This window comes from Lactobacillus sp. wkB10, assembly GCF_000760615.1.
Lineage (GTDB): Bacteria > Bacillota > Bacilli > Lactobacillales > Lactobacillaceae > Lactobacillus > Lactobacillus huangpiensis.
Map to the genome: position 1 here is coordinate 96,340 of NZ_JRJB01000001.1, position 14,964 is coordinate 111,303.

Sequence of the window (14,964 nt, forward strand, 5' to 3'; positions counted from 1 at the left end):
TAATGACGAGATATAAGGAAGATAGAGCTTTCACAGACTATGTTCATAAAAATTTGGCAGTACCTATTATTTATTCAAAAATGAATTGGAAACCAGTAGTTTGTAGTACTACATACACTGATCAAAGGGATAAAAAAGATGGAATTGATTACCAAGCAATCGATAGTTCAGGATTAAAAGTTACAATTCAAGAGAGATTTAGGGATGTATATGCTAAAAATTATAATGACTTCACTATTAGATATACCCGAAAGTTTAGTTTGCGACCAGAAGAACAAAAATCAGAATGGTATAAAATAGATGCAACATATTTAATATATGGAATTACTAATGGAAAGAAATTTGCGGATGCTAGAAATACTCTGACGAACTTTATTAAATATATAGTAGTGGATCTTAATCAAGTAAAAAATTTATTTCGTAAGGGTGTTATTAAGATCCCGAATAACTTTGCTAATTCTTCCTTAATTACAGTAGAAGAAGGAAGACATGTGTTGTATACAGCAAAGAAGGAAAATCTAGATTATTCATCAGAATTTATCGCGATAGACCCAAACAAACTTATTGAGGTCATAGGTAGTTCAATAAATGATGTTGTGTTATGTCAAAAAGGATTTTACTAAAATTAAGTATTTTGTTCATGAGAAGTGATTAAATAGAACAGGTGAGAAAGTCTGAAAAAATGATATGGCCCACGAAATTGAAGTGCAACTAAAAAGTTAAACATTTTAATATTATACAAAACCCAATGCGCGATTCCGATATTTGATCGGAGTCGTGCATTTTAGTTTGTTTGAAGGTTAAACAAGTAAACATAATCATGCAGTACTTCCAGCATTTCTGCTAATGAACTGATCTTAATGTGTTTAAGCTACTCCCGTTTATTAGGCTAAAAATTGGTTTCTCCCGGTGCATTATTGTGTCAGTTGCCCTTTCGCAATATGCTTTGCTTAATCTTCATCTACTTTAGCTGATCACAAGAAGGCAGTTGAAATTTTAGGAGAAGAAAAATTACATTTAATTGCCCAAAAACTTGTTAAGCTAGTTAAGCAAGAGGCTGGTGTTGATTGGGAAAAACATAGAAATATCCAAGCAAAAATGAGGGTTGCAGTCAAACATTTACTAAGAAAATACGGTTACCCACCTGATATCGCTCCAGCAGCAGTTGATACCGTTGTTGAGCAGGCAGAGTTGATGGCAGCAGATGATTAATACAGCTTTTATGGAATCAAGATAGCAATGAATTTTATCTACTATATTTTCTTGAATCAAAAAAATTTGCTAAAATTAAATTATAGTGTAAGAGACAATAATAACTAAAACAGGTGAGTATTTAAATGGCTAATCGACAAATTAATCTTCAGAATGTAACTATGAAAGAAATTCTGATTGCAATGCGTCGTTTGGGCGGTCAAGTTACAAGACGTGAAATTAGTTCAGATATTCGTGACAATTCCACTGCAATCTCAGAACAAGAAGTAGATAAAATCAAAGTGTCTAAGAAAACGGGTAATAAATATAAACCTTTTGACTATACGCTGAATTATGCAGTTATGTATTTAGTAAGAACTGGTTTTTTAACTGAAGATGATCATCAAGTAGAATTATCTGAAAAAGGTCGTAAAGTTGATCTCGATATTTTTAATCCTGAAAAGGATGTTCGTCCCTTTTTAGAAGATAATAATTCTCAGGAATTAAAGAAAAAAAGCTTGTCTGAAATTGATTCTGCTAAGGATTCAACGGATGAAGTCACAGAAGAAGATCAGTGGAGACAAGATTTGTTAGATGCTCTGATGAAAATGAGTCCGAAAAAGTTTGAACTTTTTTGCCGCGGTTTACTTACCAAAATGGGGATCGACGTTGATAAGACGATTGGCGTTAACTACGTTGCTGACGGTGGTCTTGATGGTTTTGGCTATGTTCGTTCAAATGATTATCGGACTACCAGAGTAGCTCTACAAGCAAAACGCTGGCAATCCAATGTGCCCGCTCCTGAAATAGATAAGTTTCGCGGAGCAATGGATAAATACAACGCGGAATTTGGTATTTTTATTACGAATTCTGATTTTACTCGTGGTGCAATTAAGACAGCACGTCAGGGCACCAGAATTATCACTTTGATTGATGGTGAGGAAATCTGTGACCTAGTGGCAAAGTACAATTATTATGTTGAACCGGTGACTACCTATAAGTTAAAATCATTTTATACTGATAAAGATTAATTTGTTTTAGCAGAGACTAAGTGCTGTTTATTAATCTTTAAAGCACTTTCTACTTACAATTTATGAAGTAAGATTCAAAATATCATCTTTTAAGAAAATAATACCAAATGAACAAAAACGAGACATTACATTACCTAGATCAACTTGGGATTAAATATGAAATAGTGGAGCATCCAGCTGTCTACAATATGGCAGAAATGGAAAAAATTACTCTGCCACATCCTGAAGCAGATGCTAAAAATCTGTTTGTGAGGGATGACAAGAAACGTAACTATTATCTTTTGACGATTAAGGGCGATAAAAGAGTCAACTTACAGCAATTTCGTGAAGAAAATGGCACACGCAGGCTTAGTTTTGCCTCACCGCAAGATTTGAAAGAAAAAATGGATTTGGAACCTGGCTCAGTTACACCTTTAGGTCTGTTAAACGATTCTGAGCATGAAATACCGTTTTACATTGACTCATACTTTAGTCAGCAGCCTAGAATCGCTGTTCATCCCAACGACAATACAGCTACTATTTGGCTAGATCCGCAAGACTTGCTTGAAGTCATAAAAGGTTTAGGAAATCCTGTTATGGTAGTAAAGATGTAATTTTTATTCTGAGTATTATAAAAGATGGTAAATCTAAAAATAGATTTACCATCTTTTTTTATAGCAACTTTTAAATTTCTTTTTTTAATATTTCAGGTAGGACTTTTTCCTTGATGGAATTGCTATCAATTTTAGTATAAATTTCGTACCCGCGTGCTAACACATCGCACAGATAAAGTTGAGAAACTTGTCCGGCTACAGAACCAATATTTATAAATTCTCCCACTGCTGTTTGTAATTGAACGTCACCTAAATTTGCTATGGGCGAGCTCAATTCATTAGAAATAGTAATGATTTTTGCCCCGTTCTTTTTAGCTAGTTTTAAAGAGTCATATGTATCTTTGGTATGACCCGAAAGAGATAGGCCAATAACAACATCTTTTTTTGTTAGCAATGAACTAATTTGTACTTGAATGTGTGGATCAACTTCGGCATGCGCTATTAGACCTATCCTTAACCATGTTTTAGCAAAATCTTTTGCTGATTCTCCAGAGTGCCCTAGGCCAAATAAATAGACCCGCTTGGCTTTAGCCAGTATCTTAACCGCTTTGAGTAAATTTTGGGGAAATAACAAACTTTTAGTTTTGTTGATTGAATCGATCAATAAGTTGGCACTTTTATCATAAAAGTTGTTACTCTGGTTCTCAACACTTAATTGATTCTGTGTCATTGACTCCTGTGCTAAATATATTTTCAGCTTAGAAAAGCCCGGGAAACCTAACTTTTTGCAGAGACGAATGATAGTGGCATCGCTGGTACCTGAAGCTATAGCCAATGATTTTATCGTATCGTAAATTACTTGTTCTGCGTGACTAGCAATGTAATTAGCTAATTTTACTTCAGATTTGGTCAACTCTTTTTTGTTCTCATTAAATAATTGAATAAAATTCATTTCTTAAAAAGCCTCTTTCGCTAATGAGTAAATTATATCATCCTTTTTCAAGAAAACGATTGCATTTCCCGTCGAAAAATAATATCATACTTTATGAAGTAAAACTTCAAAAAATAATATTAATGGAGTAAAAATACATATGGAAAAAGAAAAGTTTATCAATAAGATTCATAAGGGATTGATTGTTTCTTGCCAGGCTTTACCCGGAGAACCTTTGTATACTGAAAAAGGAGGGATAATGCCTCTTATGGCGAAGGCTGCTGAAGAAGCGGGTGCGGTAGGTATACGTGCAAATTCAGTACGTGATATTAAAGAAATTCAAGCTACGGTTAGTTTACCTATAATCGGAATCATTAAAAAGGACTATCCACCTGAAGAGCCGTACATTACACCAACGATGAAAGAAGTAGATGAATTAGTTGAAACCAAGGTTGACGTTATAGCTTTTGACTGCACTTTACGTCCTCGGCATGATGGACAAACCATTAATCAATTTATCAAAGAAGTTAAATTGAAATATCCGCATCAGTTAATGATGGCTGATATATCAAACTTTGAAGAAGCACAGAATGCTTATGAATGTGGCGTAGATTTTGTTGGTACTACCTTGGCTGGTTATACTGCTGAAAGTGAAAACAAGTCTGGACCAGATTTTCAATTAATTAAAAAAATTGTGGATGCTGACCTGCCACTAATTGCGGAGGGTAAAATTCATACTCCAGCTGAATTAAAAAAGGTAATAGACCTTAATCCGCTTGGAATTGTAGTTGGTGGTGCTATTACCAGACCTCTGCAAATTGCTAGGACGTTCACTTCAGTATTTAAAAAAGGGAGAGAATAAAATGACTAAAAATAAGAGATTCACTGCAATTGGTCAGTGGTTTACTCAATTAGGGCAAGCTTTCATGCTGCCAATTGCTATTTTGCCGGTTGCCGGTTTATTATTAGGACTTGGCGGAGCTTTAACAAATGATGCGGCTGTTTCAGCTTTTCCAGTTTTAAATCAAGTTTGGTTACAAAATACATTAAAAATAATGAATTTTGCCGGTAACGCGGTCTTTAGTAACTTGGCTTTAATCTTTTCAATTGGATTGGCCGTTGGCTTAGCTAAAGGTGATAAGGGTACTGCCGGTTTAGCAGGTGGTGTAGCCTATCTTGTATATACTGCGACAATTTCTGGTTTGCTACAATTGTTTAACCCTAAAAATACAATTGACACCGGTGTTTTAGGTGCGATCGTAATAGGTTCCGTTGTTGCATACTTGCATAATCATTACCGTAAAATTCAATTGCCACAATTTTTAGGCTTTTTTGGCGGATCAAGATTCGTACCAATTATTTCTGCAATTGCTGCTATAGTTATCGGTGCAATATTTTACTTAATCTGGCCCCCAATTCAAGGTTGGCTGACTACTGCAGGACATGCAATTGCAGCAATGGGCAGTTTTGGTAGTTTCCTGTACGGATTTTTATTACGGCTGACCGGAGCCGTCGGTTTACATCATACTATTTATCCAATGTTCTGGTATACGGCACTCGGTGGCACAGCAGAAGTAGCTGGAAAAACCGTTGTCGGAGCGCAAAATATTTTCTTTGCCCAATTAGCTGATCCGAATTTCCATGGTTTATTCACTTATGGTACTCGATTTTTCGCTGGACGTTTTGCAACCATGATGTTTGGCTTGCCTGGAGCTGCTTTAGCAATGTATCTTTGTCTGCCAAAAGCTAACAGGAAAAAAGATGGTGGATTGTATCTTTCAGGTGGTCTTACTTCTTTTCTTACAGGTATTACCGAGCCTTTAGAATACTCATTTCTATTTGTAGCTCCTTGGTTATATTTGATTCATTCATTTCTTGATGGTTGCTCATTCTATCTTGCAGATATTATGAACATTAGAATTGGTAATTCATTTTCTGGTGGATTAATAGATTACCTGTTGTTTGGTGTTTTGCAAGGAAAAGATAAAACAAACTGGCCTAATGTATTAATTATTGGTGTTATTTGGTTTTTCCTCTACTTCTTTGTTTTCACTTTTTGTATTAAAAAATTCCACGTCAATATTCCAGGAATGCAAACTGAAGTAGATAATGACGTTGAAAAAAATAATCAAAAATCAGGAAATGTCACCAGTCTACATACAGAGTCTGAGCAAATTATTGCTGCTTTAGGTGGGGCTGAGAATATAAATACTATTTCTGCTTGTGCTACCAGATTAAGAATTTCACTTAAAGATAACAGTCAAGTTAATGAATCTGTATTTAAAAAATTAGGTTCTCCAGGTGTTTTAAAAGTTGCAGGTGGACTACAAATTATTTTTGGTGGGAAAGCCGATCTTTATAGTCAAGAAATAAATGATTTGCTAGCTCATCCTGAAAGAATAAAAGAAACCATAACTAGCCATGATGCTGAAGATAATACAGTAAGTGAAAATAATAAAATGACAATTGACTTTACTGCACCCGTTAACGGTAAATTTAAATCTTTAGTTGATGTTGATGATGAAGTCTTTTCTAAAAAAATGATGGGTGAAGGTTTTGCAATTGAACCAAGCGATCAACATATTTTCAGTCCAGTAGAAGGTGAAGTTGTTTCAATATTTAAGACCAAGCATGCAATTGGGCTTAAAACGAAAGACGGTCTGGAAGTATTATTACATATGGGAATCGATACTGTTGATCTAGCAGGCAAACCTTTTACTATTAAAGTCAAAGAAGGAGAGAAAGTTTCTCCAAAAACTGAGTTGGCTGAAGTTGATCTTGAACAAATTAAAGCAAGTGGTAAAAAGACAACGATTATTACAGTAATTACAAATTCAGTAGATCATGTTATACAAGCAGGTGATGATGCTAAAACAGGCGATGAGATTCACGCTCAAGATGATGTTTATCACGTTTTAATCAAATAAATAAAATTGGTAGATAAGATGATATTGGTTAGCAAAAGTTTGGTCGTTTGTTGATTGTGATTTTATTTTTAGCCAGTATTAAGAAGATATATTTCTCAAGTTAGAGTATTTAAAAATAATGTAAATTAAAAGCTATTTTGTTGATAAAACCATACAGTAATTTATTTGTATATATTTATCAAATAAATACCACTAAATTATTAACAAAAGGTAAATATTTTTATTTATGAATGTAATTGGTTAAATTATATCAACTTTCATTGTAGAATCTTTTTCGTTGCCGTTAATCTCTGGTCAGGACTAGGATATTGCTTTTAAAAGCACCAAGAAATTAAGACCTGAACGCAGCCAATAATGGTAACGAATCTGATGTTAAAAATATAGTTATCAGTTTAATCTTGACATAAATTAAACATTTAAATCATTGTTAATTAAATATCTTTCTTTCTTGTGTATAAACCTAATTTCTCAATAAACTGTTGTTTTAGTTAGAATAATTAATATTCATTTAATCATTGAATGGTGATGGATTTCATCAGTTTAGTTTTTATTTGAATTTGCTAATATCTCATCAACGTTGAAATAAAATAGCGGATGATTAAAGCAAAAAGTTGAAGCTCTTGCCTTTTACATCTTTCAGGAAAAAGGATTGTTAGTTAATCAATTAAGCTAATACTAGTTACAAATTAGTAGAAAAAACGCATATGAGTAGGGATAGATTAATTATTAGCATTCTGGCTTAACGACTAAAAACAGTGGTAATCAAAACTAATTTAAAGTCGTAATTGGAGGTGTGGCATCAAAGCGGTTATCGATTACCTGTTACTAAAATTTTACCTAGCATAAACTTAAAAAAAGCAATATCATCAGGTTAAACAAAATAACTATTATAAAAATATCAGAAAAGTAAGGCTAAGATGATAAAATTTTTTACCATTCTTAGCCAAATAGTTAATGCTATACCCCCAAGTGAACTGCCGATTCTTCATTTTTACTTCATGGTGTTGACATAATTAATAAATAATGATAGATTAAAAGTCAATTAAATAAACAACATCTTGCAAAGCAGAGTAACTATTTTGTTGCTGATAAAGAGAGCTGATATTTGGTGAAAATCAGTTAGCAGTAAGTAGTGAACATGGGCTTCTAATTGATGTCCATTGGTGATAATCAGCCAGTGGCGGAGTTGCATCCGTTATTTTTGCAAGCTATTGTTTGATAGTTAATGAGGTTTATTACGTGAGTAATAAATGAATAAAAGGTGGTAACGCGAGCACTCGTCCTTAAGAAGAAAAGGATGAGTGCTTTTTTTATACAAAAATTTGGAGGTTTTTTAGATGACTAAAACTGCTTATACTAACGTTAATTTGTTTAACGGGATTGATGATAAAATTCAGTCTAATACAACATTAGTGGTTGATGACGAAAGTGGTAAGATTACCGAAATTGCTACAGGTACTGCACCTCAAGCAGATAAAACAGTTGATTTGCAGAATAAGTATGTGATTCCTGGCTTAATCAACTGCCATACTCATATTATTATGGATCCTTTGACCCCTGACGGTGGCAGTGAATCTGATGTTGTATCTTCTACGCTTCGTGCCGTTAAACATTTGCATGATTTATTGAAATCAGGTGTTACCTATATTCGTGAATGTGGCAGTACATATAATATAGATATTGCTCTTAATAATTTAATTAAGAAAAACAAATTAACTAAGGTACCAGAAATTGTGCCCGCAGGACACCCATTTTCTATGACTGGTGGACATGGTGATTTGCCTAACTTTGGTGTATTGGTTGATTCACCTGATGAGATGCGTAAGGCTGTTCGCCAAGGAATTAAGGCTGGTGCTAAAGCAATTAAGGTTATGGCAACAGGCGGAGTCATGACTGAGAATGACTCTCTCGATGATCCCCAATTAAGTGAAGCCGAAATGCACGTTGCAGTAGAAGAAGCTCATCACAAAGGTTTAACTGTAGCGGCACATGCGGAGGGCAACCCAGGAATTTTGAATGCGATTAAAGCCGGCGTTGATAGCATTGAACATGGTTTTTACGTTAATGATGAAGAAATTAAGTTGATGATTGAAAAAGGAACATATTTAACACCAACAATAGTTGGAGCTTGGGCATTCATCGAATATGCTCCTGGGAAAATTCCTGAATGGGAAATGAATAAAATAGCTGCAGCTTGGAAAGACTTGCGGGGCAACATAACTAAAGCTAAAAATGCTGGTGTCAAAATCACTCTGGGTACTGATGCGGGAACTCCATTTAATGACTTTACAATGACTCCTGAAGAATTGCCTTTGTTGGTAGAACAAGGCTTTACTAATTTTGAAGCCTTAGAAACCAGTTATAATTCTGCAAAGCTTCTAAAAATAGATAAAGAATACGGTTCTTTAGAAAAAGGTAAGTATGCAGATTTCTTGGTTCTGGATGAAAATCCGTTAGAAAAAATCAGTGCAGTTGTACAAAAGGACAAAGCGGTTTACAAGAAAGGCAAACGAGCTTACTAAATATAAGGATATTATTTTACATTTTCGAACAAATGTTCTATAATAAAGGAAGCTACTAAAAAAGCAGCTTCTTTTATTTTTTAGGAGGACAAAAATGAATCAGAAGTTTTTAGATGTAATGAAAGATGAAGGACCAGTCACAATTGTTACTATTAATGCTAACCCTGCTAGTGTGGTAAATACGTGGATGTCGTATGTAAAAGTCGACGAGGAAAATAATCGCCTTTATCTCCCAGCAGCAGGCATGCATAGTATTGAAAATGATTTTGCTAATGACAATCATGTTGTTTTGACTATGGGTTCTAAAAAAGTAGAGGGTACAGCTGGTCCAGGAGCTGGCTTTCATGTTAAAGGAACCGGAAAATTCTTGGCAGAAGGACCGGAATTTGCTGAAATGAAGGCACGTTTTCCTTGGCTAAGAGAAGTTTTACAGGTTAATATCGACCAAATTGAACAAAAAATTTAATTTATAATGTGCAAATCTGATAGTCTTATTAGATTTCATATGATTAGGCTTAAATTATTAATTATTATTTTTAAAATTTATCTTTAATTTTATTCTAATTTTGGATACAATAAGAGATATAAATTTTTTATCCAAAAAAGGAGGATTAATAATGAAAGCTTTACTTTACAATATGACCCCGGAGCAACAGGTATATGCTGACAAGTGGAATAAAGATCATCCTGAAGATGATTTAGTTTCAACTGAAGACAAGCTTGATGCTAAGACTGTTGAGATGGCGAAAGGCTATGATGTTGTCAGCGTTTTGCAGGTCTTTGACATAGATGAGGAAGAGGTCTATCGTAAACTGAGCTCATATGGAATTAAGCAAATAGCTTTAAGGTCTGTTGGGTATAACATTGTCAATTTTGACTTTGTGCACAAGTATCATATGATTGTAACTAATACACCGGCATATTCTCCTCGTGCAGTGGCGGAGAACACTTTGACTTCTGCAATGTACTTATTGAGAAAATGGGGACCTATTTTAGATAATGAAAGAGAGCACCTCAATTTTGTTCGGTCTGAAGATTTGATGAGTGATGAAATCTATAACCAAACAGTTGGTATTATTGGTGTTGGACGTATTGGTTCATGCGTTGCAGAAATGTTTCATGCTTTGGGAGCCAAAGTACTCGGTTATGACTTGGTTGAAAATCCTGCTAATGAAGCATTTTTGGAATATACCGATTTTGATACTGTAGTCAAAAATGCGGATATTTTGACATTGCATACACCGCTTGAGCCTTCAATGGAAGATATGATTAGTGCAAAGCAATTTAAAGAAATGAAGAACACCGCATATCTCATTAATGCAGCTAGAGGTCCATTGGTTAATACTCAAGACTTGATTGATGCATTGAAGAACAAAGAAATTGCTGGTGCTTCATTGGATGTTATGACTGGTGAAGAGGCAATTGTCATGAAGAAATTCAAAGATATTTCCGAATTGCCAGTTGAGTACCAGGAATTAGCAAAAATGCCTAATGTGGTCTTTACGCCGCACTCCGCATATTACACCAAGACCTCTGTTAAAAATATGATTGAACACAGTATGACTGATGTTAAACGAGTATTAAACGGTCAAAAACCAATATATTTAGTTGAAGAATAGTTATTGCTTATTAAGTGACTGACTGAAAAGTCAGCCACTTTTTTATTGTCAAGATTGTAGTTAGCAACTGTAGCTGAAAAATTGCTATAATGTACAGGTGTAGAAAAATAAACGGAGAAAAAGATGAAAAGGTTTCATCATAAGTTTACTTTACCTGCGATTCTAATATTGCTAATTGTTGCAATTGGGCTTCTTATCGTTGGTATAGCCAATATGCATAAGCAAACTACTTTACCGCCAAATGGCAATTCAAGTGCAATTGGCGTTGAATTAAACCAGAATTATGGTTATGTTGATTTACATGAACTGCAGTCTAACGGCATTTCATTTGTCTATTTGAGAAGTACACAGGGGCGTTCGTACTTTGACGATGATTATTTGTCTTATCGTGATCAAATATTAGGAACTAAACTTGCTTTTGGCACCATCGTTGCTTACAGCAATGAATCAACACCATTGCAGCACTATCAGTATTTTCTGAAAAAGGTGGGCACAGACACGGGAAGTTTACCAATTTGGATAGAACCAGCGATTGATAGCTATGATTTAACATATATTAAACAAATGGCTCAATTTGCTGGCATGCTTCAAGGATTAAATAAACGCATCATGGTAGATATCCCAGTTAAATTTAAAAAATATTTTCCCCATGGTGTACAGTTTATTACTGGCGGTAAAAAAGCCCCAAATAAAATGCAATATTCATTTTGGCGCTATAACAATGACGGACGGGTAAAGTCTGTAAGAAATTTAGAAAGTGGTGTAGTTATGCTAACATACAATGGTACAGTTACCCAGTACAAGGAGAAATACGGACAATTAACACAATAATGAAACAAGAAATTCAAGCAGTTTTAACAAAATTAAAAATGGCTGAACCAACTTTGATTCAGCAAGAAACGCGAATTCCAATTTTAAATGGTGCAAGTTGTATCGCACTTGCAAAAACAGGAACCGGAAAGACTTTAGCTTATGCTTTACCTGCGCTGGAAAAAGTAGAAAAAGGCAAACCCAATAGTTTAATTATTATTGCACCAACAACAGAATTAGCGGTGCAGATTCGCCATGCGATTAACCCTTTTATTCATGCTCTCACTTTAACTGGAATTACACTTGTTGGAGCAGGAAATCGCAAACGTCAGGAAGATAATTTAAAAAAGAAACACCCTGAAATTGTCGTTGCCACTCCAGGAAGATTTTTTGATTTCTTTTCTGCTAATCGCATAAAAGTTAATCAGATAAGAACTCTGGTAATAGATGAGGCAGATGACGTTTTAGAATTTAATAAAATGGAATTATTAAGTTCTTTAGGACAAAATATGACAGCTAATTCGCAGATCTTGCTTTTTGGTGCTACTGAATCAGATATAACTAAAAAGGCAGAAGATATTTTTGCTCGTAAATTTATCACGATTGATGTGCGACCAGAACAGAAATCAACTGTTAAAAATTATTTTTTGCAAATAGACAATGCGCATAAAGTTGATTTTATTCAGCGGTTGATGCGCCTTGATGGTTTTAAAGGCATTCTGTTTTTTGATTCAAACCAAACTATGATGCGTTTTGCGGGTATTTTAGCACATACTAAGACTAAATTTGGTATTTTAGCTAATGACTTTGGCAAGCAGAGAAGAGAGGCGGCTCTTAATAATTTTAAAGTTGGTAAAATTAAATTGCTCCTAGCAACAGACTTGGCTGCGCGTGGTTTAGACTTAGCAGGAGTAACATATGTGGTAAACTACGACATTCCTAGTGAAGTTAACACATACATGCATCGTGCCGGAAGAACTGGTAGAATGGGTGCTAAAGGATTTGTGGTTACCCTGGGTGATGATCATGATCTTCGTGATCTTAAAAAGCTGCTTGAACAAAGTATAAAAATCGAACGTGTATATTTTGCAGGATTTCATTTAACTACTAAAGTGCCACGTAAAAAGGAAAGTAAGAAACAAATCGCAATTGAAGAAAAGAGGACTAGTGCATCAAACAAAAAACATAAAAAACAAAAGAATAAAAACAAGGGATATCATCCCCATTATTTGAAAAGAAAGGAGTAAAAATGAGTCGATTAGTTGCTTGGCTTGAAGACTATATTTTGCCTGTAGCAAACAAAATAGGGCAAACTCACTGGCTTGTGGCATTAAGGGATGCATTTGTCTCAGTAATGCCTATTACAATTGCAGGTTCTCTTGCTGTTTTGGTCAAAAGCCTGATTGCTGCAGCCAAAACTGAATTAGGCTGGCACACTTTTGCTTGGGCAATGCAGCCACTCTCACTAGTGTGTAATGTAGTTTGGCGCGGTACCTTTGCTTTATTTGCCCTTTTTTTGTCAATGTCTTTGGGCTATCATTTAGCTAAAAGTATGGAAGTTGATCCAGTTGCTGGAGCAATTGTTTCTTTATCTTCTTTGGCCATGAGCATTGCTAATTTAACTAAACTTAAAATTAACGGCAAAGTAGTTCCTGTTCATAAAGTTTTTAATATTTCACAATTTTCGACTACTGGCATTTTTACTGCTATTTTATTTGGTTCAATCGGTGTTGCTATCTTTGCACTTTGTTTTAGAGCGAGAATCAAGCTTCATCTTTCTGCCAATTTGCCTTATGCTGAGCAGATGGCATTTGATTCACTTATTCCTGCAATTATTGCGATATTTTGTGTTGGTATGATTAATTTTGTCTTTCAGACAATCACGGGAACTTTTTTTGGCAACTGGTTGCTCAATTCGATTCAAACACCTTTAGTAAAATTAGGTCAAGGCTTCGGTATGGTAATGCTTGTGACCTTATTAGTCCAAATTTTTAGCTTTTTTGGTTTTAATGGTTTAAGTGTCTGGGCTCCAATTTTAGATTCAATTTGGCTAACTGCCCAGAACGTTAATGTTACAGCTGCCCGTGCAGGAAGAGAAGCACCTTTTATCTGGGTTCGCGGATCATTTGACGCATTTGCCTGGTTTGGGGGAGCAGGGGGAACTTTGATGCTGATTGTGGCCATACTGCTGTTTTCCAAACGGAGTGACTACCGAACAATTGCTAAAGTTGCACTTGCACCGGGAATTTTTAATATCAATGAACCAATTGTTTTCGGCTTGCCTGTAGTTCTCAATCCAGTTTATTTTATCCCGTTTGTTGTTGCTCCCTTAGTTAATGTAGCTTTTTCATATGGTGTCAGCATGATGAATTTAGTTAATCCTGTACAAGTAGCAGTTCCTGCCGTTGTGCCACCAATCATCGGGCCATTTTTAGCCTGTAATTATGATTGGCGTGCTATCGTATTGTCAATTGTCAACATGCTGATAGCTTTAGCTATTTGGACCCCCTTCGTTTTTGCAGCAGATAAAATCGCTGATTCTAATGCACCACAACCATATTTTACTCGTCAATATTAGTTACTAAAAAAATTGGCTTTTATCACTCAAATTTGGTAAAGTTAATTTATTGCGACCCTGTAGTTTATCTGGATAGAACAATGGTCTCCTAAACCGTAGAGGTGAGTTCGAATCTCACCGGGGTCATATAAGGTATAATTTAAATGCAAATTTTACAGATTTTAAATTTATTAGAAAACAGTTGATAATCCTTTGTAGCAGGATCATTTTCAGCTTAACTGTCCTGTTTTAAACAAGATTGGCTTTTTTAGTTTAATTAGAATTTTTAAAAATGAATCCACACAAAATGTCTTTACCCGAAGTTTTAGATAATTTTCGGGCTCGTAATGTAACTTTTAAATTAAAAGATGGTACTAAAAGAACAATCTTTGTTAATGAAATTGAGGACGAAGATGATTCCCAACTTGAAATGATTTTTATGGCTGATGATCCAAAAGATGATGTTTTTATCTCACAAGTAGTTGATGCAATTCCAGGCAGTGCCAATTTTTCTTTAGATATACATCAAATGCCATTCTGTGAATTAAAATTTGTCCTAAAAGGTCAAAAAGTAGAATTTAGGCGTAAAGATGGTGCAATTAAAACCTTTGTAGTAACGAATGTTTTAATCAAAAACCCAACAAAGAAAAATTTCACATTTGTTGGTAACAAAAAAGAAGATAGTATTGATAGTTCAGATATATTAGGGGTAAAAATAATTGCGGACAAATAAAAGTCTGATTACCAAGAAGATAATCAGACCAGAATTTGAAAGATTTGTTATTTATGTAAATATGAATAAAATAAAGTTTATATTTTAGTTTGAGAAATAAAGATTAATTA

The 14,964-nt window shown here is 34.6% G+C and carries 13 protein-coding genes, 1 tRNA gene, 1 pseudogene and 1 other annotated feature; of the genes and pseudogenes, 14 read left to right on the plus strand and 1 reads right to left on the minus strand.

All coding sequences use genetic code 11. The features are described from left to right. The first annotated feature begins 2 nt into the window (after nucleotides 1-2). From LACWKB10_RS00475 to LACWKB10_RS00485, 4 genes and pseudogenes are all read left to right on the plus strand, one after another. The gene (locus tag LACWKB10_RS00475; protein WP_034977275.1) at nucleotides 3-623 is read left to right on the plus strand and encodes a hypothetical protein; all 621 of its coding nucleotides are present in this window, start codon (nucleotides 3-5) and stop codon (nucleotides 621-623) included. A 343-nt stretch (nucleotides 624-966) separates the two neighbouring features. Then, nucleotides 967-1,212: pseudogene (locus LACWKB10_RS09945) on the plus strand (type I restriction enzyme endonuclease domain-containing protein); the annotation flags it as partial. A 125-nt stretch (nucleotides 1,213-1,337) separates the two neighbouring features. Beyond that, the gene (locus tag LACWKB10_RS00480; RefSeq protein WP_034977278.1) at nucleotides 1,338-2,222 is read left to right on the plus strand and encodes a restriction endonuclease; all 885 of its coding nucleotides are present in this window, start codon (nucleotides 1,338-1,340) and stop codon (nucleotides 2,220-2,222) included. A 107-nt stretch (nucleotides 2,223-2,329) separates the two neighbouring features. Continuing rightward, a complete protein-coding gene (locus LACWKB10_RS00485) occupies nucleotides 2,330-2,815 on the plus strand; it encodes a prolyl-tRNA synthetase associated domain-containing protein (RefSeq protein WP_034977281.1) in 486 nt (161 codons plus the stop codon). A 70-nt stretch (nucleotides 2,816-2,885) separates the two neighbouring features. Here the strand turns inward: LACWKB10_RS00485 and LACWKB10_RS00490 are convergent, their stop codons facing one another. Further along, nucleotides 2,886-3,707: a MurR/RpiR family transcriptional regulator gene (locus tag LACWKB10_RS00490; RefSeq protein ID WP_034977283.1), complete on the minus strand. Its 822-nt coding sequence runs from the start codon at nucleotides 3,705-3,707 to the stop codon at nucleotides 2,886-2,888. Nucleotides 3,708-3,846: 139 nt separating this feature from the next. On the opposite strand from LACWKB10_RS00490, the gene LACWKB10_RS00495 reads away from it, so the two are divergent. From LACWKB10_RS00495 to LACWKB10_RS00540, 10 genes are all read left to right on the plus strand, one after another. Continuing rightward, a complete protein-coding gene (locus LACWKB10_RS00495) occupies nucleotides 3,847-4,548 on the plus strand; it encodes an N-acetylmannosamine-6-phosphate 2-epimerase (protein WP_034977286.1) in 702 nt (233 codons plus the stop codon). Nucleotide 4,549: 1 nt separating this feature from the next. Beyond that, nucleotides 4,550-6,613 (plus strand): glucose PTS transporter subunit IIA, encoded by a 2,064-nt coding sequence (locus LACWKB10_RS00500; RefSeq protein WP_034977289.1) that lies wholly within the window; start codon nucleotides 4,550-4,552, stop codon nucleotides 6,611-6,613. Between the two features lie 1,049 nt (nucleotides 6,614-7,662). Continuing rightward, nucleotides 7,663-7,901, plus strand: a binding site (T-box leader). 49 nt (nucleotides 7,902-7,950) lie between these two features. Beyond that, entirely contained in the window at nucleotides 7,951-9,135 is a 1,185-nt protein-coding gene (locus LACWKB10_RS00505) for an amidohydrolase family protein (protein WP_034977292.1), read from the plus strand. Between the two features lie 94 nt (nucleotides 9,136-9,229). Beyond that, entirely contained in the window at nucleotides 9,230-9,601 is a 372-nt protein-coding gene (locus tag LACWKB10_RS00510; protein ID WP_034977295.1) for a hypothetical protein, read from the plus strand. Between the two features lie 151 nt (nucleotides 9,602-9,752). Further along, nucleotides 9,753-10,754: a D-2-hydroxyacid dehydrogenase gene (locus LACWKB10_RS00515; protein ID WP_034977298.1), complete on the plus strand. Its 1,002-nt coding sequence runs from the start codon at nucleotides 9,753-9,755 to the stop codon at nucleotides 10,752-10,754. 123 nt (nucleotides 10,755-10,877) lie between these two features. Continuing rightward, a complete protein-coding gene (locus LACWKB10_RS00520) occupies nucleotides 10,878-11,585 on the plus strand; it encodes a GH25 family lysozyme (RefSeq protein ID WP_034977301.1) in 708 nt (235 codons plus the stop codon). Continuing rightward, nucleotides 11,582-12,811 (plus strand): DEAD/DEAH box helicase, encoded by a 1,230-nt coding sequence (locus LACWKB10_RS00525; RefSeq protein WP_034977303.1) that lies wholly within the window; start codon nucleotides 11,582-11,584, stop codon nucleotides 12,809-12,811. Before LACWKB10_RS00520 ends, LACWKB10_RS00525 begins: the two co-directional genes overlap by 4 nt. A 2-nt stretch (nucleotides 12,812-12,813) precedes the next feature. Further along, complete coding sequence (locus LACWKB10_RS00530; RefSeq protein ID WP_034977305.1) at nucleotides 12,814-14,142, plus strand: PTS sugar transporter subunit IIC; 1,329 nt, start codon at nucleotides 12,814-12,816, stop codon at nucleotides 14,140-14,142. Nucleotides 14,143-14,195: 53 nt separating this feature from the next. Next, a tRNA-Arg gene (locus tag LACWKB10_RS00535) sits at nucleotides 14,196-14,268 on the plus strand. Nucleotides 14,269-14,413: 145 nt separating this feature from the next. After that, nucleotides 14,414-14,854 carry a hypothetical protein gene (locus LACWKB10_RS00540; protein ID WP_034977307.1) on the plus strand — a complete coding sequence of 147 codons (441 nt, stop codon included), beginning with the start codon at nucleotides 14,414-14,416 and terminating at the stop codon, nucleotides 14,852-14,854. The last annotated feature ends 110 nt before the right edge of the window (nucleotides 14,855-14,964 follow it).

Excerpts from the sequence above, each read along its gene's own strand:
- LACWKB10_RS00475 (WP_034977275.1), top strand. The coding sequence starts at position 3 with ATGACGAGATATAAGGAAGATAGAGCTTTCACAGACTATGTTCATAAA.
- LACWKB10_RS00480 (WP_034977278.1), top strand. The coding sequence starts at position 1,338 with ATGGCTAATCGACAAATTAATCTTCAGAATGTAACTATGAAAGAAATT.
- LACWKB10_RS00485 (WP_034977281.1), top strand. The coding sequence starts at position 2,330 with ATGAACAAAAACGAGACATTACATTACCTAGATCAACTTGGGATTAAA.
- LACWKB10_RS00490 (WP_034977283.1), bottom strand. The coding sequence starts at position 3,707 with ATGAATTTTATTCAATTATTTAATGAGAACAAAAAAGAGTTGACCAAA.
- LACWKB10_RS00495 (WP_034977286.1), top strand. The coding sequence starts at position 3,847 with ATGGAAAAAGAAAAGTTTATCAATAAGATTCATAAGGGATTGATTGTT.
- LACWKB10_RS00500 (WP_034977289.1), top strand. The coding sequence starts at position 4,550 with ATGACTAAAAATAAGAGATTCACTGCAATTGGTCAGTGGTTTACTCAA.
- LACWKB10_RS00505 (WP_034977292.1), top strand. The coding sequence starts at position 7,951 with ATGACTAAAACTGCTTATACTAACGTTAATTTGTTTAACGGGATTGAT.
- LACWKB10_RS00510 (WP_034977295.1), top strand. The coding sequence starts at position 9,230 with ATGAATCAGAAGTTTTTAGATGTAATGAAAGATGAAGGACCAGTCACA.
- LACWKB10_RS00515 (WP_034977298.1), top strand. The coding sequence starts at position 9,753 with ATGAAAGCTTTACTTTACAATATGACCCCGGAGCAACAGGTATATGCT.
- LACWKB10_RS00520 (WP_034977301.1), top strand. The coding sequence starts at position 10,878 with ATGAAAAGGTTTCATCATAAGTTTACTTTACCTGCGATTCTAATATTG.
- LACWKB10_RS00530 (WP_034977305.1), top strand. The coding sequence starts at position 12,814 with ATGAGTCGATTAGTTGCTTGGCTTGAAGACTATATTTTGCCTGTAGCA.
- LACWKB10_RS00540 (WP_034977307.1), top strand. The coding sequence starts at position 14,414 with ATGAATCCACACAAAATGTCTTTACCCGAAGTTTTAGATAATTTTCGG.